This is a genomic window from Salinisphaera sp. C84B14, assembly GCF_040361435.1.
Taxonomy (GTDB): domain Bacteria; phylum Pseudomonadota; class Gammaproteobacteria; order Nevskiales; family Salinisphaeraceae; genus Salinisphaera.
The window spans coordinates 213,292-235,172 of sequence record NZ_APNL01000004.1 but is presented as its reverse complement, the minus strand read 5'-3'; the positions used below and the strand labels follow the sequence as shown (position 1 = coordinate 235,172).

General features: G+C 64.0%; 18 protein-coding genes and 1 riboswitch. Of the genes, 10 read left to right on the top strand and 8 right to left on the bottom strand.

What is annotated here, in order from left to right; all coding sequences use genetic code 11:
- Positions 1 to 21: 21 nt before the first annotated feature.
- A complete protein-coding gene (locus C84B14_RS05170; RefSeq protein ID WP_353222420.1) occupies positions 22 to 1,173 on the bottom strand; it encodes a pyridoxal phosphate-dependent aminotransferase in 1,152 nt (383 codons plus the stop codon).
- Positions 1,174 to 1,283: 110 nt separating this feature from the next.
- Positions 1,284 to 1,429, top strand: a riboswitch (FMN riboswitch).
- A gap of 73 nt (positions 1,430 to 1,502) precedes the next feature.
- Between C84B14_RS05170 and ribB the strand changes: the two genes are divergently transcribed.
- From ribB to C84B14_RS05145, 5 genes are all read left to right on the top strand, one after another.
- Positions 1,503 to 2,144: a 3,4-dihydroxy-2-butanone-4-phosphate synthase gene (gene ribB / locus C84B14_RS05165; protein ID WP_353222366.1), complete on the top strand. Its 642-nt coding sequence runs from the start codon at positions 1,503 to 1,505 to the stop codon at positions 2,142 to 2,144.
- 66 nt (positions 2,145 to 2,210) lie between these two features.
- Positions 2,211 to 3,008 (top strand): MerR family transcriptional regulator, encoded by a 798-nt coding sequence (locus tag C84B14_RS05160; RefSeq protein ID WP_353222364.1) that lies wholly within the window; start codon positions 2,211 to 2,213, stop codon positions 3,006 to 3,008.
- A 201-nt stretch (positions 3,009 to 3,209) separates the two neighbouring features.
- A complete protein-coding gene (locus tag C84B14_RS05155) occupies positions 3,210 to 4,166 on the top strand; it encodes an alpha/beta fold hydrolase (protein WP_353222362.1) in 957 nt (318 codons plus the stop codon).
- Positions 4,167 to 4,176: 10 nt separating this feature from the next.
- Positions 4,177 to 5,073: a metal-dependent hydrolase gene (locus tag C84B14_RS05150; RefSeq protein WP_353222360.1), complete on the top strand. Its 897-nt coding sequence runs from the start codon at positions 4,177 to 4,179 to the stop codon at positions 5,071 to 5,073.
- A gap of 76 nt (positions 5,074 to 5,149) precedes the next feature.
- Positions 5,150 to 6,070: a metal-dependent hydrolase gene (locus C84B14_RS05145; RefSeq protein ID WP_353222359.1), complete on the top strand. Its 921-nt coding sequence runs from the start codon at positions 5,150 to 5,152 to the stop codon at positions 6,068 to 6,070.
- Positions 6,071 to 6,232: 162 nt separating this feature from the next.
- Here the strand turns inward: C84B14_RS05145 and C84B14_RS05140 are convergent, their stop codons facing one another.
- On the bottom strand, positions 6,233 to 6,904 hold the full coding sequence (locus C84B14_RS05140; RefSeq protein WP_353222357.1) for a TetR/AcrR family transcriptional regulator: 672 nt from the start codon (positions 6,902 to 6,904) through the stop codon (positions 6,233 to 6,235).
- Between the two features lie 154 nt (positions 6,905 to 7,058).
- On the opposite strand from C84B14_RS05140, the gene C84B14_RS05135 reads away from it, so the two are divergent.
- A complete protein-coding gene (locus tag C84B14_RS05135; RefSeq protein WP_353222355.1) occupies positions 7,059 to 7,871 on the top strand; it encodes an SDR family NAD(P)-dependent oxidoreductase in 813 nt (270 codons plus the stop codon).
- Between the two features lie 169 nt (positions 7,872 to 8,040).
- Here the strand turns inward: C84B14_RS05135 and C84B14_RS05130 are convergent, their stop codons facing one another.
- From C84B14_RS05130 to fadI, 5 genes are all read right to left on the bottom strand, one after another.
- Entirely contained in the window at positions 8,041 to 8,604 is a 564-nt protein-coding gene (locus tag C84B14_RS05130; RefSeq protein WP_353222353.1) for a thioredoxin family protein, read from the bottom strand.
- A 63-nt stretch (positions 8,605 to 8,667) separates the two neighbouring features.
- A complete protein-coding gene (locus C84B14_RS05125) occupies positions 8,668 to 9,873 on the bottom strand; it encodes a CaiB/BaiF CoA transferase family protein (protein WP_353222351.1) in 1,206 nt (401 codons plus the stop codon).
- A gap of 153 nt (positions 9,874 to 10,026) precedes the next feature.
- Positions 10,027 to 12,273, bottom strand: a complete 2,247-nt coding sequence (locus tag C84B14_RS05120) for an acyl-CoA dehydrogenase (protein WP_353222349.1) — start codon at positions 12,271 to 12,273, stop codon at positions 10,027 to 10,029.
- Between the two features lie 87 nt (positions 12,274 to 12,360).
- Positions 12,361 to 14,604: a fatty acid oxidation complex subunit alpha FadJ gene (fadJ, locus tag C84B14_RS05115; protein WP_353222347.1), complete on the bottom strand. Its 2,244-nt coding sequence runs from the start codon at positions 14,602 to 14,604 to the stop codon at positions 12,361 to 12,363.
- A gap of 46 nt (positions 14,605 to 14,650) precedes the next feature.
- The gene (gene fadI, locus C84B14_RS05110) at positions 14,651 to 15,961 is read right to left on the bottom strand and encodes an acetyl-CoA C-acyltransferase FadI (protein ID WP_353222345.1); all 1,311 of its coding nucleotides are present in this window, start codon (positions 15,959 to 15,961) and stop codon (positions 14,651 to 14,653) included.
- 258 nt (positions 15,962 to 16,219) lie between these two features.
- Here fadI and C84B14_RS05105 point away from each other — a divergent pair, with 258 nt between their 5' ends.
- Positions 16,220 to 16,834 (top strand): TetR/AcrR family transcriptional regulator, encoded by a 615-nt coding sequence (locus C84B14_RS05105; RefSeq protein WP_353222343.1) that lies wholly within the window; start codon positions 16,220 to 16,222, stop codon positions 16,832 to 16,834.
- 79 nt (positions 16,835 to 16,913) lie between these two features.
- Here C84B14_RS05105 and C84B14_RS05100 read toward each other — a convergent pair whose 3' ends face one another.
- Positions 16,914 to 17,765, bottom strand: a complete 852-nt coding sequence (locus C84B14_RS05100; RefSeq protein WP_353222341.1) for an SDR family NAD(P)-dependent oxidoreductase — start codon at positions 17,763 to 17,765, stop codon at positions 16,914 to 16,916.
- A 385-nt stretch (positions 17,766 to 18,150) separates the two neighbouring features.
- Between C84B14_RS05100 and metK the strand changes: the two genes are divergently transcribed.
- The 3 genes from metK (at position 18,151) to metF (ending at position 21,843) form a co-directional block, all read left to right on the top strand.
- On the top strand, positions 18,151 to 19,326 hold the full coding sequence (metK, locus tag C84B14_RS05095; RefSeq protein WP_293627391.1) for a methionine adenosyltransferase: 1,176 nt from the start codon (positions 18,151 to 18,153) through the stop codon (positions 19,324 to 19,326).
- An 83-nt stretch (positions 19,327 to 19,409) separates the two neighbouring features.
- The gene (gene ahcY, locus C84B14_RS05090; protein WP_293627392.1) at positions 19,410 to 20,831 is read left to right on the top strand and encodes an adenosylhomocysteinase; all 1,422 of its coding nucleotides are present in this window, start codon (positions 19,410 to 19,412) and stop codon (positions 20,829 to 20,831) included.
- A gap of 136 nt (positions 20,832 to 20,967) precedes the next feature.
- On the top strand, positions 20,968 to 21,843 hold the full coding sequence (metF, locus tag C84B14_RS05085; protein WP_293627393.1) for a methylenetetrahydrofolate reductase [NAD(P)H]: 876 nt from the start codon (positions 20,968 to 20,970) through the stop codon (positions 21,841 to 21,843).
- Positions 21,844 to 21,881: the final 38 nt, after the last annotated feature.

Sequence of the window (21,881 nt, the reverse complement as noted above, 5' to 3'; positions counted from 1 at the left end):
TTATGGGCATGCAAACCGGCTTTATATCTCGATCGCGGCAAGCCGTTGGGCACCGGCGACGAGCGTGGCATCGCTCTTGGCAAAGCACAGGCGCAGCAGGCGCGTGTCCGGAGGCGTTTGAAAAAACGGGCTCAGCGGCACCCCGGCCACGCCGACCTCTTTAACCAGCCATTGCGCGAACGTTGCATCGTCGACGTCGCGCACCGCGGAATAGTCGACCAGCTGAAAATAGCCGCCGGGCACGTCGCGCAGCGTCAACGGCGTGTCGGCAAGCAGCGCCCGGAACCGATCCCGCTTGGCCTGATAGAAATCGGCCAATTCCAGGTGGTGAGCCGGCTCTTCGGCGAGCATGTCGGCCAGCGCCCATTGCGCGGGTGCAAAGCTGGCAAACGTCAGATACTGATGCACCTTGCGCAGCTCCGCGGTCAGCTGCGGCGGCGCCACGCAGTAGCCGATCTTCCAGCCGGTGCAGTGATAGGTCTTGCCGAAGGAGCTGATCACGAAGCTGCGCGCGGCCAGCTCGTCGTGACGGGCCACGCTCTGATGGGCCTGGCCGTCGAAGACCATGTGCTCATACACCTCGTCCGACAGCACGATGATGGACGTATCGCGCAGCAGCTCGGCGAGCCGATCGAGATCGGCCGCACTCATCACCGCACCGGTGGGATTATGCGGTGAGTTGACGATGAGCATCCGGGTACGCGGGCCGATGGCATCGGCGACCCGCTGCCAGTCGATCGCGAAATCGGGCCGGGTAAGCGGCACCCGGATGGCACGTGCGTTTTGCAGTTCGATGGCCGGCACATAACAGTCGTAGGCCGGGTCGAGCACGATAACCTCGTCGCCGGCGCCCACCGTGGCCGCAATGGCAGCGAATATCGCCTCGGTGGCCCCGGAGGTCACCGTGACTTCGGTGTCGGGGTCGGTGGCCCGCCCGTACAGGGCGTTCGTCTTGGCCGCGATCTGCTCACGCAGCGCGGCCACGCCGATACCGGGCGGGTACTGGTTACGGCCGTCGGCCACCGCACGGGCGAGCGCCTCGCGCAGGCGTAGCGGCGGCTCGAAATCGGGAAAGCCCTGGCCCAGGTTCACGGCATTGTGCCGGACGGCGAGTTCACTCATCACGCTGAAGATGGTGGTGCCCACGGCCGGCAGTTTGCTGGCGAATTGCATGCGCATGATTGCAGTGGTTGAACGAGGCGAAATAGTAGGGCCTGTGGATGGCGCATGCGACCCGGCGCCCAACCGATCTGTCGGACAACGGCGCGATCGGCTATACTTGCGGCCGTCTTCAGGGCGGGGCGAAATTCCCCACCGGCGGTATGTCGTTAGCGACGAGCCCGCGAGCGCCTCGACCGATGGTCGAGGGTCAGCAGATCTGGTGCGATGCCAGAGCCGACGGTCACAGTCCGGATGAAAGAAGACGCACGGCGGCCACCGCGCAGGGGCACGCCTATCGCGCCTGTCGCCCTGAAACGTTGACTCAGCAAAGAGGACGTTTCATGCCCCAACACGACTTCCACAACCACCCGCGCCTGGCCGCCGCTATCGCCGCGTTTCGTGCCGGCGACCCGGTGCTGCTGCTCGACGACGCCGATCGTGAAAACGAAGCCGATATCGTCGCCGCCGCCGACAACCTCAAGACCGAAACCATGGTCCGCATGATCCGCAACGGCAGCGGCATTGTCTGTCTGTGCCTGGATCAGGCCAGCGCCGATGCGCTCGAACTCGAGCCGATGGTGCGCGACAACCAGGCACGGCATGGCACCGGCTTTACGGTATCAATCGAAGCCGCGGAAGGCGTGACCACCGGCGTTTCCGCGATCGATCGCGTACGCACGATCACCGCCGCGCTCGAGTCGATCGACGGGCCGCGCCGTATTGTCAGCCCCGGCCATGTGTTTCCGCTGCGCGCGCGCGCCGGTGGCGTGCTGGAACGCCGCGGCCATACCGAAGGCTCGCTGGATCTGGCGATCCTGGCCGGCCTGCGCCCGGCTTCGGTGCTCTGCGAACTGATGAACGACGACGGCACCATGGCCGGCAATGACGATATCCAGCGCTATGCCGAAGCCCATGGCCTGCCGATTCTGACCATCGAGGAAATCGCGGCCTATCGTGCAGCACGCACCGCGCGCTGTGCCTAGCCCGACGCGAGCGCGCTACAGCACGCCGCGGATGACGGCAATCGCCTGCCGGGCTATCCTTTCGTCATGACAAGTGCCTCCAAGACCACCGACGACGGCGAGGCGAGCGACCAGGTGCCGCCGGAATTCTCGATCGACGCACTCGCGCGCGAGACTGGCAGCACCGTGCGCAACATCCGCGCCTATCAGGATCGAGGCCTGCTGCCGCCGCCGGAGCGGCGCGGGCGCAAGGGCATCTACAACGATGCGCACCTGTCGCGTCTTCGTATCATCAACCGTTTGCTGGAACGCGGCTATACGCTGGCCAATATCGGTGAGCTGATCGGCAGCTGGGAACGCGGTAACGATATCGGCAGCCTGCTGGGGCTGGAGACGGCCGTGGCCAGTCCGTGGACCGACGAAGTCCCCGACTACGTCACCATGCCGCAGCTGCTCAAGAAGTTCGGCGGCCAGTTCTCGCGCTCGGCGCTGAAAAAGGCGATCGATCTGGACGTGATCCGCCCCGAGGGCATGCGTTATCGCGTGCCCAGCCCGCGGATGCTGCATGCCGGCGCCGAACTCGTAGCCGTCGGCATTCCGCTGGAAGAAATGCTGGACGTAGTGGCCTACCTGCGCCGCAACGTCGAACAGGCCGCCGACGAAATGGTGCGCCTGGTCGCCATCCACGTATTCGATCGCTACGGCGAAGGCCAGCTGCCGCCCAAGGAAGACATGCCGGAACTCGCCGATATCGTCTGGCGCTTCCGCCCGCTCGTGGAAATGGCCGTGTTGCCGGAGGTCGCCCGCGCCATGGGCAAGGCCGCCGATCGCCACCTGGGCGATCGCCTCGCCCTGCTCATGGAACACCTGCACGACGCGCGATAAGCCCGGCGTTTTACTGGCGCGCCCACGGCCGCGTGCCGGCGCCCCAGGCTGACCTGCAAAGCATTTCCTGATCGATTTGAAACAGCGCGGCCCCGCCGAGGGGTGCTTGCGCTTGTCGGTTCTGGCTGTTGTGCGGGCGTAGTTGCTTTCACCCTGCCTTTGTGACACCGTTTGATGTAACTATTACATCGGACGTGGCCAATGCCGCATCATGACAGCAGCGCCAACAATGCCGACGAACCCGTCTGGGTTCGGGGTGACGGCGTGGATCTGGCCTGCCATGTCGCAGGCCCAGCGGATGCGCCCGTACTCGTGTTTGTGCACGGCTACCCCGACAACCACGCCGTCTGGGACCGCGTCGTTGCTCACCTCGCCGGGGATTACCGCTGTATCCGCTACGACGTGCGCGGCGCCGGGGCCTCGAGCGCGCCGGCAGCGACCCGTGCCTACAGGCTCGACCACCTGTCTGCCGATCTCGCAGCCGTGATCGAATGGGCCAGCCCGAACGCGCCCGTTCACGTTATCGGCCACGACTGGGGCTCAATCCAGAGCTGGGATGCGGCAACCGATCCCGCATTGGCCGCGCGTATCGCCAGCTTCACTTCAATTTCCGGGCCCTGCCTGGACCACGTCGGGCACTGGCTGCGCCAGCAGTGGCAGCGCGATCGCGCCGGCCTGTTCAAGCAGCTCGGCAAATCCTGGTACGTGTTCGCGTTTCATCTGCCTGGCCTGCCCTCGCTGCTCTGGCGTGCGGGTCTGGGGCGTCGCTGGCATTCCATCGTCGAACGCATGGAAGACTCGCAGCTGCCACGCAACCCCAGCCAGGCGAACGACGGCGCCCGTGGCATCGCACTGTATCGGGCCAACGTTGTTGCCCGGCTGCGCGCTCCGCGAGCTCGACATGCCCAGATGCCGGTCCAGGTGATCGTGCCCGAGCGCGACCCCTTTGTCGGCCCCGGATTCGTGGCCGGGCTCGAACGCTGGGTTGACGCGCTCACCGTCAAAACCATCGATGCAGCGCATTGGGCCATTCAGAGCGAAGCCGAAACGATTGCCGCGCACTGCCGCGCATTTGTCGAGTCCAACCACGCCTCGCTGCCGACGGCCGGTCGCGGCAATAGCCACTCGCCCACCGAAGCAGCGCGCGCCCGCGCTTGAGGAGGTTCTCATGAGCCAGACTACTATCGATCTGCAGCAGGAATTTACCGGCTATAGCGGCCCGGTCATGCCGGAGCGGCGCGACCTGCATTTTCTCCCCCCGGGCGATCGGATCTGCGACTGGCATCAGGCCGGTCCGAACGTGACCCAGTTCATGAACGCGCTGAGCCTGTTCTTTCCGGCGGGCGAACGTATGTTCATCGATGCCGTGCGTGCCTATCGCGACGAGATTCCGGACCCCGATCTGCGCAAGGCCGCGACCGCATTCATTGGCCAGGAAGCCATGCACTCGCGCGAGCATATCGAATACAACCGGCTCATGGACGCTGCCGGGCTGCCGGCCAGCGAGCTGGATGCACAGGTCTGGGCGCATACCGAGTACGTGAAGAACAACAGCGCGAAGGTCACGCCGCTGCTGATGACTATCGCGCTCGAGCATTTTACTGCGCTCATGGGCGATACCCTGCTGCGCTACCCCGAACAGATGGCCGGCTCGCAGCCGGACTACGAACGCATGTGGCGCTGGCATGCGCTCGAGGAAGTCGAGCACAAAGCGGTGGCCTACGACGTCTATGAAAAATGCGTCGGCCGCGGCCCGAAGGCCTATGCCATGCGCAGCGCTATCATGCTGACCACCACCGCCACATTCTGGCCGCACGTGATGCTGTTCTACCGGCGGCTGGCCGCGGCCGACCCGGCCTGCGTGAAGGCCGGCTGGCGCGGCCACCTGAAGCTGGCGAACTTCATGCTCGGCCGGCCCGGCTATCTGCGCAAGCTGCTGCCCGAGTATCTGGCCTATTTCAAATACAGCTTTCACCCCTGGCAACAGAACAACGCGCGCCTGCTGGCCGAAATCGACCAGCTTGTCGACGACGCCGAAGCCGCCTATGCCAGCCACGCCGCCTAGTTCGTTCAGGCCTGGCCGGTTTACCAACAACACGCCGTTTCAAACGGCTTAGCGACCCCGATCCAAGGAGGGCACCATGAGCAAGAACGCATCCGATGCCGTAAACAATCCCGCGAGTGCCGCACAGCGCGAATTCCCGCACAGCGAGAATGTCGCGGTCATGCCCGAGCGGCGCGACCTGCACTTTCTGCCGCCGGCCGATCGTATCTGCGATTGGCACAAGCATGGCCCGAACGTCACCCAGTTCATGAACGCAATGAGCCTGCTGTTCCCGGCCGGTGAGCGGATGTTCATCGACGCCGTTCGCAGCTATCGCGACCAGATTCCCGATCCCGACCTGAAGAAGGCCGCGACCGCGTTCATCGGCCAGGAAGCCATGCACTCGCGCGAGCACATCGAATACAACGAGCTCATGGAGCAGGCCGGCCTGCCGGCCCATAAGCTCGACCAGTTCACCTGGAACCTGCTCGACTGGATCAAGCAGCGCAGCCCGAAATCGCTGCCGCTGGCGGCGACCATCGCGCTGGAGCACTACACCGCGCTGATGGGCGACATGCTGCTGCGCTATCCGGAGATGATGTCCGGATCGCAGGAAGATTTCGAACGCATGTGGCGCTGGCACGCGCTTGAGGAAGTCGAGCACAAGGCCGTGGCCTACGACGTCTACGAAAAATGCATCGGCCGCGGCCCGCGCAACTGGGCAGAACGTACCTTCGCCATGACCCTGGCCACCGCCCTGTTCTGGCCGGTGCTGCTCAGCTTCTACTGGCAGATGACCCAGGCCGACGAGAAGTGTCGCAAGGAAGGCTGGCGCGGCCACCTGAAGATGCTCAACTTCACCCTGGGCAAGCAGGGCTTCATTCGCCGGATGGTTCCGGAATGGCTGAGCTATTTCCAGTACAGCTTCCACCCCTGGCAGCAGAACAACGCGCATCTGCTCGCCGAACTGGACGGGCTGGTGGATGACGCCGAGGCGGCCTACGCCACCCACCACTGATTTCACGACCGGTCGCAATACCGGTATCGAGACACAACGGCGCGGTCATAACCGCGCCGTTTTTTTTGCTTACTACCAGTCCGCCACGAGATCGATGAGTGATGGCTTGATGAAGCGCCTGCGCGAACGCAACAAGCGCCGCGGTCCGCGGCGGCGAAGCGATTAGGGCCTGGCGCTACCCTGATCGGCCTGACGCGCCATGGCGACATACAACGCCAGACTCGATTCCACGATCACGTCCAACGGTTCGCTATAGCGATTGAGCGTCCAGTACATGGCGATATGAATGGTCGAGCCCACGAGGCCTGTCGACAGCACGCCGGCATCGGTGCCGCTGTCTTCGCCGAGGACGAAGATATTGCTGACCAGGGCTTGTAGCGTACGCGTGAAGTTCTGCGTGGTTTCCCGATACAGGCGGTCGATCTCGCCGCTGATACCGAAAATCTCGATCAGCAGAATTCGCGCCGTGCCGGGCTGGTGATACATCGTTTCGAAAAACACCCGCAGGCCGGCCCGCGCGGTCGCCTCGGCATCGCTGGGCGCATTATCGATGGCCGCAACGACGTTCTCTTCCAGGCGCTGCACAAGCGTGCGATAAACCTCGGCGAAAAGCGCTTCGCTGTTGGCGAACGACTCGTAGAAATACCGCTCCGTGAGCCCGGCCGCACGGCAGAGCGACTTGACCGTGGCCCCGCGAAACCCGTCACGACCGTAAACGGCGATACCGGCATCGATGAATTGCGCACGTCGCCGGCTGCGACGCTCGTCGAGACTGCGGCCCCCGTAGGCACGTCCGTTGCCGTCGGCAGGCGACGATGAAGATGCATTGCTCATTGCTTCATATTGACATTATTTGTTGTCAAACGTAATTTGACATCGACCGTTGTCAGTTCTCCGGTGGCGCATGCCCATCGTGAGCGCCATACCGGCACGACGCGCGCACAAAGGCATAACGGCCACCGCCGACGGCTCAAGACAAGGAACAGGCATGAAGGATTTGAATAACAAGGTCGTGGTGATCACCGGCGCCGGCTCCGGCATCGGTCGCAGTCTGGCCACCACCTGCGCGCAGCGCGGCGCCCGGCTGGCGCTGTGCGACGTCGACATGAGCGGGTTGGAGCAAACGCGCAGCAAATGTGCCAACGCCGCAGTGCTGACCGCCTCGGTGGATGTATCCGATCGCGCCGCGGTCGAGGCCTTTCGCGACGAGGTGATCGCCGAATATGGTCAGGTGGATCTCGTCGTCAACAACGCCGGCGTCGCCCACTCCCAGACGATCGAAGACGCCACTTACGAAGACTTCGAATGGATCATGGGCATCAATTTCTGGGGCGTGGTCCATGGCACCAAGGCTTTTCTGCCGGCGCTAAAGAAAAACCGGGGCAGCGCGCTGGTCAACGTCTCCAGCGTGTTCGGTCTGATCAGCCTGCCCACGCAAGGCACATACAACGCCACCAAGTTCGCGGTTCGCGGTTTTACCGAGGCATTGCGCCACGAAACCGCCGACAGCGGCCTGCACGTGATGTGCGTTCATCCGGGCGGCATAAAAACCGGCATCGCGCATTCGGCGCGTTTTTATGTGGGGCCCGACGGCAGCGATGATCAGGAAAAGGCCGCCGGCGACTTCGTCAACAAGCTCGCCCGTACGACCCCTGACCAGGCCGCGCGCAAGATTCTCGATGATTTGGCCAAGGGCAAGGGCCGTTGCCTGATCGGGATCGATGCCCAGATTATCTCGGCGATCTCCCGACTCATGCCGGTCAACTACTGGCGGGTGATGAATCGGCTGATGCCCGGCTGAAACCGCCGGAGACTCAAACGCCGGCCCGCGTCGAGCAGGCGCATGCATCGACGCCTGTCGTAAGCCGATAAAAAAACGCCGGTCGCATCAAGCGTACCGGCGTTTTCGCCTGCGACCAGGCCTCACCCGCGACAAGACCCGTTCACGGATGGCCGTTCCTTTCAGAGGATCAGGCGGCCTTCCACTTGATGCTGCAGCCCTGGCTGGGCACCTGGACGTCTTCGGGGATCATGTCGCCTTCGAGCAGCGCATCGAGCGACGCACGCAGTTCTGCGCCCGTGACCGCCACGCCGTTCTTCGGCCGCGACTCGTCGAACTGGCCACGATAGGCGCATTTGCCGTCGCCATCGAAGACGAAGAAGTCCGGCGTACAGACCGCGTCGTAGGCCTTGGCCACGGCCTGGCTTTCGTCATAGAGATAGGGAAAGGCGAACTCGCGGCTTTCGGCAAACACCTGCATCTGTTCCGGGCCGTCCTCGGGACGCTCGGCGATATCGTTGGACGAAATCGCCACAAAGCCGATGCCCTGCGGCTGGTAGTGGTTGGCCACGGCCACGATCTCGTCGATGATATGCAGCACGTAGGGGCAGTGATTGCAGATGAACATCACCACCGTGCCTTTCTCGCCGGCGACGTCCTCGAACGAAACCGTCTGCCCGGAGACGGTATCCGGCAGTGAGAAATCAGGGGCCTTCTTGCCCAGCGGCATCATCGTCGAATCAGTAAGCGACATGAGCGATCCTTGTTGAATAAGTGCTGGCCGGCAGTTTAGCCACTGTGTCCAGCCAACCCAAACCTAGAGCAGCCGCTCGTTGTCCGCGCCGAGCGCAGGACTCGGTGCAAGCGCATCCCGGGCCGTGCCGTCGAAACGCAACGGGCATCCCAACGCATCGCCCTGCTGCATGTCGCGTGCCTGCACCTGTGGGTGGGCCAGCGCTTCTTCGAGCGTAAGCACCGGCGTGGTACAGGCATCGGCGCCGGCGAGCAATTCGAGCCAGGCATCGCGTGTGCGGGTACGAAACAGCGCGGCCAGGCCCCAGTGCACCGGCTTGCTGAGATGGCGCGCCCGGCGCGGATCGGCCAGGGCCGCGTTGATGCGATCAGCCCAGCCGGCCATACGCGGGGCGCGCTTGTTTTTCGGCTTGGCCGAGCTATCCGGTTTCGAGTCGGACCTGCGTGCCTGCCTGTCCCCGACCGGGTTAAGCCGGTCGAGCAGCCGCGCAAAGAATTTGGGCTCCAGCGCGCCCACCGCGAGATAGCGGCCGTCCCGACATTTATAGACCCGATAATTGGGCAGCGCGCCGGTGAGCGTATCGGCCCCGCGTGGCTGGGTCTGGCCGAACTGGTTGCGCGTGGCCATGGCGACCGATTGCAAGGCCAGCGAACCGTCGAGCATGGCCGCATCCACGAAGGCCCCCTGCCCGCTGGCGCGCGCACCAATCACGGCGGACAACACCCCGACCGCGCAGGTGAGCGCGCCCCCGGCCAGATCCGCAATCTGCACATTGGAAATCGCGGGCGGTCCGCCGGCATGGCCGATCTGATCGAGCACGCCCGACAGCGACAGATAGTTCAGATCATGCCCGGCCGCCGCCGCCAGCGGCCCGTTCTGGCCGTAGCCGGTGAGCGCGGCATAGACCAGCGCCGGATTGTTCGCCTTGAGCGTTTCATAGCCGCAGCCAAGCCGCTCCATCACGCCGGGACGAAAGGATTCGATGACCACGTCGGCGTCGGCGACCAGGCGCTTGAACGCCGCCACACCGTCTGCCTTACGCAGATCCAGCGTCACCGATGCCTTGCCGCGGTTGACCTGCTCGAACAACGCGGGCGACAGCGTGCGCGCATAGTCGCCGCCGCCCGGCTCTTCGATCTTGATCACTTCGGCGCCGAGCTGGGCCAGCAGCTGGGTGGCATGCGGACCGGGCAACAGGCGGGTCAGATCGAGTACGCGAACGCCGGCCAGCAGCGTATTCGCGGGGCGAGCCTTCGTGTCGTCTTTCATCCGTGCGCCTGCGTTGCCTTGTTGCATGTCCGAGTCATCCAGGATCGCATCGGGCCGAATCGCCGCCAAGACACGTCGCGCCTATGTGCTTCGGCTCGAATCCGCTCGATGCGGCTGCTAAGCGTGCCATCGTTGCCAGCCGCGGCTATGGGCTCAAGCGGCCTGCCGTCGATCATCGGCCGTCGACTGCTGGGCGCGGTCGAAGAACTGTGCGTCGGTGAACACATCGACGTCGATGGCGGCCAGCCGTGCCTGGCGTGCCGCGGTAACGAGCGCGGCCTCTTCGCCGTCGAGAACACCCACGTCACGCGCGGCATCGGCCAGACTGTCGGGGTCGCCTGCCGGCAGACGGTTTTCTTTCTGTGCAGCCTTGATGCGCTCGACCAGTGGCGCGGCCTCGCTGACCCGATGAAAGGCGTCGAACAGACGCCCGACGCCGGATTGGCTGTTTTCGGGCATGAAAATATCGGCGTTGAGGCGCTCGCTCTGTGCATCCAGCCGTTGAGACACGCCGGCACAGGCCACCGCCAACCGATCGTCGGGCAACCGTGCCAGCCGGTTCACCCGCAGCAGTGGCAATGCCACCCAACGCAGCACCGTGCCGAGCGGCCCCTCGAAGTTTTCATAAATGCCTTCAAACGCGTCCTGGACCCTGGCCAGGCTCAGCCGCAGTGCATAGTCGACGAGCACACGATCTTCCGGCTGGCGGCCTTCGGCCTCGTAGCGCTTGAGCGTGGAAAAGCCCATCAGCATCCATGCCAAGGCATCGGCATAGCGGCCGGTGAGATTGCCGCGCATCTTGAGCTTGCCGCCCACGAAGAACAGCGCCAGATCGGTAAACAGGGCAAAGCGCGAGGCCGCCCAGCCGAGTTTCTTGTAGTAGCGACGGGTCGCCTTGTCGACGTCCGGCACGCGTACGAACAGGCCGCGCGTGAGGCCGTGGCCGAGCGTGCGGCCCATATTGGCGAAGAAGTGGCCGATCCAGCCGCGCATGCCTTTCGCGAAGGCGGCCGAATCGTCGTTTTCGACCGCGTGCACGACATCGAGTGCATGCGGGTGGCAACGGATCGCGCCCTGGCCGAACACCATGAGCGTACGGGTCATGATATTGGCGCCTTCGACCGTAATCGCCACCGGCGCGCTGCAATAGCCGCGGCCGATGATGTTGTTCGGCCCCTGCATCACGCCGGCGCCGGAAAACACATCCATCGCATCGGTTGCGCACTGGCGCGCCAGCTCGGTGGTGTAGGCCTTGAGCACGCCCGAGACCACCGGCGGATTGATGCCGTCGTCGACCGCGCTACAGCCCAGCACGCGCGCGCCCTCGGTCATATAGGCCAACGCGTTGAGCCGCCCGATGGGCGTGGCCACGCCTTCCATACGGCCGATCGCCAGGCCGAACTGTTGGCGCACCATCGAATAGGCGCCGGTGGCGGCCGCCACGGTCCGCATGCCGCCGACCGCCGATGCCGGCAACGACACCATGCGCCCGCCTGCGAGGCTTTCCATGAGCATGCGCCAGCCGCCGCCAGCCTGATCTCTTCCGCCGAGAATATTGTCGGCGTTGACCACGACGTTCTCGCCGATCAGCGGTCCGTTGGGGAACGCCTCGCCGATCGGCTCGTGGCGATCGCCCTGCTTCAGACCCGGCGTGCCGGCATGAATGAGCACCACGGTTATGCCCGGTGCTTCGCCCTTGCCCAGCAGGTTGTCCGGGTCGCGCAGCCGACAGGCCAGCGATATGATATTGGCGACCGGGCCGAGGGTGATATAGCGCTTGGCGAAGTTCAGCCGCAGCGATACGTCGCCGTTGTCGTCGCGAAACGCCTCGGCGTCGGCCGTAATCGAAGCCGCATCCGAGCCGGCCGTGGGTTCGGTCAGCCCGAAACACGGCAGATACTCGCCGCGCGCGAGCCGCGGCAGATAGTGGTCTTTCTGATCATCCGTGCCGTATTCGACGAGCAGTTCCGCTGCGCCCAGCGTGTTGGGAATCACGACATAGGTCGACAGAATCGCCGAGTGCGGCGTGACCTTGGCCATGACCGCCGAGCGCGCCAGCGTCGAAAAGCCCTTGCCCCCGTAGGCCTTGGGAATGATCAGTCCGAAAAAGCCCTGCACGGCCATAAAGTCGATAATGTCGTCGGGCACGCGCCGGCTCAGGGCAATCTCGTTGCAGTCGGCCCGCGAGAGCAGCTCGTTGACCGGGCCATCCATGAACGCCTGTTCTTCGGCGCTGAGCTGGCCATAGCGAGAGTCCAGCATGCGTTTGAAGTCTGGATGCCCGGAGAAAAATTCGCCGTCGATCCATACATCGCCGGCTTCCAGCGCCTGGCGCTCGGTATCGGAAATACGCGGCAACACGTTGTTGGCCTGCATCCAGTGCATGAGTTTTTCAAACATTTTTGGGGCTCCCGAGCCTTGGTGGCGTCGTTGGGTAAAGCGTGTCTGCGCTGATTTCACAAATTGAGGCAACGCGCACAGCGGTGCTTACGGATAAAATCTTTGATGGGAATCGGACGTGGCCTGGGCCATGGTCTTGAGGATGGGCGCCGGCCGAAAACGCGGGCCGTGGCGCTCGGCAAGCGCTTGCAGGCGATCGACGATTCGACGCACGCCCACCGTATCGACATAGCGAAACGGGCCGCCGGTGAACGGCAGAAAACCAAGGCCGAAGATCGCGCCGATATCGCCCTGCATGGGGTCGTCGATAATGCGCTCGGACAGACAGTGCGCGGCTTCGTTGACGAACAGCAGCGTGCAGCGTTCCACGATCTCGGCCGCGCCTGGGGCAGGCCCGCCGTTTTCATCGTCCGCCAGCAGCGTAGCCAGCTCGGCATTGACCGGACGCTTGCCGCCCTGCTTCTTTTTCGCCGTGTAGTCGTAAAAACCCTTGCCGGATTTACGCCCGAGATAGCCCGCATCGATCATCTTGGCCGAGGCATCGGGGGCAGCCATGCGCTCGCCGAAAGCCGCTTCCAGAATGGGGCCCACCTTGACACCGACATCCACGCCCACTTCGTCCAGCAGGGTCAGCGGGCCGACCGGAAAACCGTAGTCGACCAGCGCTTCGTCGATGGCACGAACGCTTGCGCCCTCGGCCAGCAACCGGGCCGCCTCGTTGAGATACGGCGATAGCGTGCGCGTGGTATAGAAACCCGGCCCATCGCGTACCACGATCACCGTCTTGCCCTGGGCCTTGCCGAAGGCGACCGCGGTGGCAATCGTCTTCTTCGACGTCTTGTCGGTAGCGATGATCTCGAGCAGCGGCATCTTCTCGACTGGCGAGAAATAATGCAGGCCGATCACGTTCTCGGGCCGTTTGGCATGGGCAGCAATATCGGCGATCGGCAGCGACGAGGTATTGGTCGCGAAGATGCAGTCCGGGTTACCCCGTGCATCCGCCGCGGCTTCCACATCCGCGAGCATGCTCTGCTTGAGTGCGAGATCCTCGAACACGGCTTCGATGACGATATCCGCGGCCCCGATCCCGCTGTAGTCGGTCGTGGCCGTGACCTGATACAGGCAGCGATCGGCCGCGGCCTGCGTCATCGCCTTCTTCGCCACCCGCTTGTCGTAGAAGGAGCGGACCTGCTGCATGCCACGGGCCAGTCCGTCGTCGCTCACGTCCTTGAGCCGGACCGGCAGACCGGCCTTGTCCACGGTGACCGTGGCAATCCCGGCGCCCATCAGTCCCGCGCCCAGCACGCCCGCGTGGCCCACCGCACGCGGCTTGACGTTGCGGGCCACGAAGCTGGCTTTCTTGAGCGACTCGGTGGCGTGATAGACATGGCGCAACGCCTTGGACACCGCCCCCAAGGCCAGCTCACCCAAGGCGCGCGCCTCGGCCGCATAGCCGGCCTTTATGCCCTGGGCATAGCCGGTCGCGACCACGTCGATGATGCGCTCGGGCGCGGGATAATGGCCGTGCGTCTTCGCACGCAGCGTCTTGCGGGCCTGGTCGAACAACACACGCCGGCCGGCCGGGTTGTCTTCCAGGGCGGCATTCGTCAACCCGCCGAGGCCACCGCTGACCCGGTCACGGGCACGCTGAAGCAGCGAGGCTCGCGCGGTCGACGAACGCTTGCCGGCCATACGAGCCTGTCGTATCGCCTCCAGAAGCAGTGCTTCCGGGGCGACCACGGAATCGACCAGGCCGATTTTCTTGGCCTGCATGGCCCGCAGCTTGCGCCCGGTAAGCATGAGATCGAGCGCGGTCGCGATCCCTACCAGCCGGGGCAGACGCTGGGTGCCGCCGCCTGCCGGCAGCAGGCCGAGCATCACTTCCGGCAGGCCAAGCGTCGTCGCGCGGCTTTCGGCCGCGATACGCACATCGCAGGCCAGCGCCAGCTCCAGACCGCCGCCCAGACAACTGCCCTCGATCGCGGCCACCACCGGCACATGCAGTTTCGACAACCGGGTGAAGCTGGCCTGGCCGCGTTTCGACAAGCCTTCCACTTCGGCCGCGCTTTCGACCTGATCGAACAGACCGATATCCGCCCCGGCCAGGAACGACCCTGGCGTGTCCGAGATGAGCACCACGCCGATCACTTCCGTGTCGTGCTCGATGGCGTCCAACGCACGATCGAAGGAATCGGCAAAATCGGCCGTGATGGTGTTCTGGCGTGCGCCGGGTACCGCGAATCGAAGAATGACGATGCCGTCGTCGCGTTTTTCCAGCGTGAAGACTTCGTCGGTCGCGCTGGACGATACGTGTTGGGGGGTGTTGCTCATGACGCTGTGCTCGCAGTCGTATCGTGGACGGGGGCCGATGGGCCGCTCAGTCGCGTTCCAGAATCATCGCGGCACCGATGCCGCCGGCCGCACAGGCGGTAGTCAGCGCCAGCCCGCCGCCGCGACGTTTGAGCTCGTGCGCGGTCTGAATGAGGATGCGCGCGCCGGTGGCGCCGAACGGATGGCCAAAGGCAATCGAGCCGCCGTTCACGTTGAGGATGTCGCGATCGATCGTGCCCAGCGGCCCGCGCCCGGTCATGTCCTTGAGATAGGTCTTGGATTCCATGCCGCGGATGTTGGCCTCTACCTGCGCGGCAAAGGCTTCGTGCATATCGATGAGCGTGAGGTCGGATAGCGACACCCCGGCCCGCTCGAGGGCCAGCGGCGCGGCCAGTACCGGGCCCATCAACAGATCGAGCTCGGGCGTTTTCGCAGCGAACGCATAGCTGCGGATATAGGCCAGCGGCTCGTAGCCGAGCGCCTTGGCCCGCTCTTCGCTCATCAGAAGCATCGCCGCCGCGCCGTCGGTCAGCGGGCTGGAGTTGGCCGCGGTCACGCTGCCGTTGGCCCGGTCGAATATCGGCTTGAGCCGGTCGTAGCCGGACCGCTCGCTGTTCGTTCGTACCAGGTTGTCCTCGCTGATCGGCACCGTTTTGCCGTTCGCGGCTACGAATGCGGTCATGCGCTGTGCGTCGAGGCGACCGTCCGCCAATGCCGCCGCCGCGTTGCTGTGCGACGCATGGGCCAGGTCGTCCTGCTCGGCACGGGTCACGCCCCAGGTCTTGGCCATCTGCTCGGCGGATTCGCCCATGGTCTTGCCGGTCGAATACTCGGTAATCGAGGGCTTGCGCGGAATGAGATCCTTCGGGCGCAGCCGCGACAGAATACGCAGGCGCTCGCCGTTGCTCTTCGCCTGCGACGCATCGCGCAACGCATCGGCCAAACGCTTGGACAGCGGCACCGAAATATCGGAGGTGGAATCGGTGCCGCCGGTCATCACCACGTTCGCATGGCCGAGTGCGATGGCCTCGGCGCCGCTGGCGGCGGTCTGAAAACTGGTCGCACAGGCACGGGTGATGGAATAGGCATCGGTACGCGGATCCATACCCGACGCGAGCACGATTTCACGGGCAATGAACGGCGCTTCCGGCTTCATGATCGTCATGCCGAAAATCGCCTGTTCGACTTCGCTGGCCGCCAGCCCGGTACGAGCCAGCACTTCAGCCGCTGCCATCGCGCCCAGATCCACCGCGTCCAGATCACGAAACGCGGTCGCGATCCGTGCAAACGGCGTTCGCACACCAGCCACGATGGCAATACGACCGCTGGCGCCGCGTAGGCCGCGCGCCGATTTCACCGATTTCGCCGATTTCGCCGATTTTGATGCAGCCTTCGGCCCGGCGGCGCTCTGTGTCCTGTCGTCTGTCATCGAACTGTTCCGTGTGCAAAGAAGCTATGCATGTAATTTTATTTACACTCTGGCACCACCTCTCGATAGCACCATTCACGTTATACAGTTAGTCTTTGTCATCAGCCGATGTCAACAAAACTTTCACTTTCTATTCTGTCAGGCGTACTTGCGTAATCTCGTGTACACCCTGAAAATGCAGCGCTCATGAGCGATTCCACGTCGTCACCACCAAGCCGGAAGCAACCCGCGACCGCTGCCGCCCGGGCTCGGATCGAGCAGGCTGCGCTCGATCTGTTCGCCGATCGCGCGTTTCATGAAGTGCGCCTCGACGAAATCGCGCGTGCGGCACGCGCCTCGCTGCAGACCATCTATCGCCACTACGGCGACAAACAGGCCCTGCTCGATGCCTGCGTGCTGAATTGGGCGAATGCGCTGGCTGCGCGCATGACCGATCACCTCGTCGGTATCGAGACCTACAAGGACCGGCTGCGAAAGGTGTTCTGGGTGGTGCTCGACTTCTTCGAACAGCATCCGAAGGTCGCACGCATGATTCTGGGCTCGGTCTATCCGGGCGCGATGCGGCGCGACGTCACAGACCAGCAGCGGCGGCTGACCAACCTGTTCCTCGAAGTGCTCGCCGAAGGCCGCGAACGCGGCATTCTCAACGACCAGGTCAGCGAGACCATTCTGCTCGACTATTTCTACGGCGTACTCGCGCGCCTGATCCAGATGCAGAGCCTGCGCCAGCAGGAGCCGCCGCTGACCGACCAGGTCAACGTGCTGTTCGACATGCTCTGGCGGGCGATCGCGAAGCCTTGAACGCATGGGCAACGCCCGGCGTCGCGCAGCGGGCAATGCGGCACCGCCTGCCAGGCGTCGCCGACGTATCGGCACGCGCTCAGTCGCGGGCGGTCGTGGCCGACGGATCCTGCGCGGTGAAACGATTGATGAAACCCAGGCCTTTTGTATAGCCGGTCGGCAACAGTCGTTTGAGCCGCCATACGACACGCGCATCCAACTGCGGCAGCACATAGAGCTGGCCGCGGTCGAGTCCGGCCAGCGCGCTCTTAACGACGCTTTCTGCCGACACCCCGCCCCAGCGCATCAGGTTGTCGGCGATCTTCGACGAAGACGCGCTGATCCGGCCCGCCTTCATGATGTTGGTCTGTACGAACGTCGGGCATAGCGCGGTCACGCGAATCGGCGTATCCGCGAGTTCGGCGGCCAGGGTTTCGGTCACCGCCAGTACCGCGGCCTTGCTCGCGTTATAGGCGCCCATGCGCGGCGCGGCGGCAAAGCTGGCAGTGGAAGCCACGTTGATGATGCCGCCCTGGCCGGCTTCGCGCAGGATCGGAGCAAATACGTGACAGCCGTGGATCACGCCCCACATGTTGATGTCGAGCACCCAGCGCCAGTCGTCCATGGACATGTCGCCGATCGCATCCCCGCCGGCGCCCACGCCAGCATTGTTGATGACCAGATCGGGCCGGCCGTCGAACCAGTCGATCGCGGTGTCGGCAAGTTTTTCGACGTCGCTGAGTCGGGTGACGTCGCAGACCGTGGCCAGCGCACGCCCGCCCGCCGCCTCGATCTGGGCGACGGTGGCCTCGGCCAGTGCGGCATCGATATCGGAACACACCACCGCACCGCCGCGGGCCGCCAGCGCTACTGCAAAGGCCTGACCGATACCGCTACCGGCCCCGGTGATCACGGCATGGGCGCCGTCGGAAAGTCGCTTGGATCGAAACATGCTGCTCCCGCTGGCCGTTGCAACGACCTGTTTATTCTGACATCAATCGATGTCACATTAACCTTAGCGACCGCGGCCCGCAACGCCGCACCTTGCGATGTCGCCACATCCCGAGCCTGCCTATATCCCACCACGAGCCAAAACACCGTTTTCAGCCAACGCTTCGAGCGCTGGGCAGCCCCACGGCCGATCGCGCGCAAGCGCACGCCGTGAAAGCATTTTTTCAAACAAGCAATTCATCGGTGGAAGCCGGGTTGCCACACGCCCACCATGACAACGGCCGAACATCGGCGACGCGCTACGCTGATCGTCGATTTGTCGTGGAAACCGCAATAACGCTTGCGTATACTTTCATCCGTTCATCCGGATAGAGAGATAACGTCTTATGAGCCGATACCTGTTCACCTCAGAGTCCGTCACGGGCGGCCATCCCGACAAACTGGCCGATCAGGTCTCGGACGCGATCCTCGACGCCTACCTGGCCCAGGATCCGAGCGCGCGCGTGGCCTGCGAAACCGCGACCAAAACCGGGCTCGTGATGGTGTTCGGCGAGATCAAGACCGACGAGAAGAAAAACGTCAACGTGCCGGTCGAAAAGATCGTGCGCGACACCGTGCGCAGCATTGGCTACACCAGCTCCGAGATGGGCTTCGATGCCGACAGCTGTGCGGTCATGAACGTGCTCGGCGAGCAGTCGGCCGATATCAACCAGGGTGTGGACCGCGGCGACCCGAAAGAACAGGGTGCCGGCGACCAGGGCCTGATGTTCGGCTATGCCTGCGACGAAACCGATGTGCTCATGCCGGCCCCGATCACCTATGCGCACCGCCTGGCCCGGCGCCAGTCCGAATTGATGAAATCCGGCGAACTCGACTGGCTGCGTCCGGATGCGAAATCGCAGGTGACCTTCGAATACGAAGACGGCAAGCCGGTCGCGATCAACGCCGTCGTGCTCTCCACCCAGCACGACCCGAGCATCTCGCAGGCCGACCTGAAAGAAGCGGTCCACGAACAGATCATCAAGCCGGTGATCGGCGAATGGCTCACCGACAACCCGACCATTCATATCAACCCGACCGGCAAGTTCGAAGTGGGCGGCCCGCTGGGCGATGCCGGCCTGACCGGGCGCAAGATCATCGTCGACACCTATGGCGGCATGGCCCGGCATGGCGGCGGCGCCTTTTCGGGCAAGGACCCGTCCAAGGTCGACCGCAGCGCGGCCTACGCGGCCCGCTATGTGGCCAAGAACGTGGTCAAGGCCGGCTTGGCTTCCAAATGCGAAGTGGCGGTTTCCTATGCCATCGGCGTGGCCGAACCGACCTCCATCTGGGTCGAAACCTTCGGCACCGGCAAGGTCGAGGACGAACGCCTGACCCAGCTCATCCGCGAGCACTTCGACCTGCGCCCCTACGGCATTCTCACCATGCTCGACCTGCAGCGCCCGATCTATGCGCCCACCGCAGCCTATGGCCACTTCGGCCGCTCGGACATCGACCTGCCCTGGGAGCGCACCGACAAGGCCGAAGCCCTGGCCAAGGACGCCGGCCTGCAGGCGGCGTAAACCCGACAACCCAAGGTCGGGCCGTTCAACGCGTGGCAGCACGCGCCGGCTCGACGACTCCCCCGACTTAACAGGAAACGAACATGAGCACCCCCGCAGAAAAGATCGACCAGGACTACGTCGTCGCCGATATTTCGCTGGCCCCCTGGGGCCGGCGCGAAATCGAGATCGCCGAAACCGAAATGCCGGGCCTGGTGGCCCTGCGCGAAGAATTCGGCGAATCGCAGCCGCTCAAGGGTGCGCGTATTGCCGGCTCGCTGCACATGACCATTCAGACCGCGGTGCTGATCGAAACGCTGGTCGCCCTCGGCGCGGAAGTGCGCTGGGCCTCCTGTAACGTGTTTTCGACCCAGGATCACGCCGCCGCCGCGATCGCCGAATCCGGCGTGCCGGTGTATGCGTTCAAGGGCGAATCGGCCGAGGAATACTGGGAGTACTGCCACGCCATCATGGATTGGCACGACGGCGGCCTGCCCAACCTGATCCTCGACGACGGTGGCGATGCCACCACGCTGGCCACCTTCGGCGTGAAGGCCACGCAGGACCCGTCGCTGCTCGACAACCCGACCTCGAACGAGGAAAAAGCCCTGTTCAAGGTGATGAAGAAGCGCCTGGCCGAACAGCCGGACTTCTATACCAAGCTCGGCAAGGCAATCACCGGCGTTTCCGAAGAAACCACCACCGGCGTGCATCGTCTCTATCATCTGGCCAAGGAAGGCGGCCTGACCTTCCCGGCGATCAACGTCAACGACTCGGTGACCAAGTCCAAGTTCGACAACCTATACGGCTGTCGTGAATCGTTGGTGGACGGTATCAAGCGGGCCACCGACGTGATGATCGCCGGCAAGGTCGCCATCGTCTGTGGCTACGGCGACGTCGGCAAGGGCAGCGTCCAGTCGCTGCGCGGCCTGGGCGCGACCGTCTGCGTGACCGAAATCGACCCGATCAACGCCCTGCAGGCGGCCATGGAAGGCCTGCGCGTGGTGGATATGGAAGACCCGGGCGTGGTCGAACAGGCCGACATCTTCGTGACCGCCACCGGCAACTACCACGTGATCAACCACGATCATCTCAAGCGGATGAAGAACGAGGCGATCGTGTGCAACATCGGTCACTTCGACAACGAGATCGACGTGGCATCGCTCGAACAGTACGAGTGGGAAGAGATCAAGCCGCAGGTCGACCACATCACCTTCCCCGACGGCAAGAAGATCATCCTGCTGGCCGAAGGCCGTCTGGTGAACCTCGGCTGTGCCACCGGCCATCCGAGCTACGTGATGTCGAACTCGTTCACCAACCAGGTGCTGGCCCAGATCGAGCTCTGGAAGCATCCCGAACGCTACGAAAACAAGGTCTATGTGCTGCCCAAGCATCTGGACGAGAAGGTCGCTGCCCTGCATCTGGCGCGCGTGAACGCCAAGCTCACCAAGCTGACCCAGGAACAGGCGGACTATCTAGGCGTACCGGCCGAAGGCCCGTTCAAGCCGGATCACTACCGCTACTAAAACGCTAGCGACCCAATAAACCGGGCCCTGAGCAGACCCGGCCCGCCGACCACGCGGGCCGGGTCTTTTCATGTCACGGCAAACACGCCGCAGCAGCCGGTCGAGGGATCGACGCACCGACAGTGGACGTATCGGCATGACGCACGTATCGCAGAACTCTTTCAGTATCGAATTCTTTCCGCCCAAGGGGCCGAAAGGTGCCGCACGGCTGGACAAGGCACGTGCCCGGCTGGCGACTCTTGGCCCGGATTTCTTTTCGGTGACCTTCGGCGCCGGCGGCACCACCCGCTCGGGCACCCTCGAAACCGTGGCCGCAACGATGAAGGCCACCGGTATCGCCGCGGCCCCGCACCTGTCCTGTATCGAAGGCACGAAAGAGTCGATTAACGAGCTGCTCGACAGCTACAAGGCGGCCGGGGTCGATCGTATTGTTGCTCTGCGCGGCGATCTGCCGAAGGGCATGGACGAGCCCGGCGTGTTCAGCTATGCCAACGAACTGGTCGCCCATATCAAGCAGCGTCACGGCGACGATTTCCATATCGAGGTCGGCTGCTATCCGGAATACCATCCGCAGGCGCCCTCGCCCGCTGCCGACATCGAGAACTTCGTGCGCAAGGTACGCGCCGGCGCGGATTCGGCGATGACCCAGTATTTTTACAACGCCGACGCCTATTTCAATTTCGTAGAAGAGGTCGCCGCTCAGGGCGTGGATATCCCGATCGTGCCCGGCATCATGCCGATCACCGACTTCGGCCAGGTATCGCGCTTCTCGGCCATGTGCGGGGCCGATATCCCGCGCTGGATACGCCAGAAGATGGAGGGCTACGGCGACGACCAGACCGCGGTCCAGGCTTTTGGACGCGAGGTGGTGGCACGCATGTGCGAACAGCTGCTGGCCGGCGGCGCACCGGGGCTGCATTTCTACAGCCTCAACAAGGCCCAGCCAACGATCGATCTATGGCACGACCTCGGCCTGCCGTTACCGGCAGGCCGGATCGTCGAAACCGGTTGAAGCAGTCACCTTCGCGGGGCAGCCGCGAAGCTGATCGG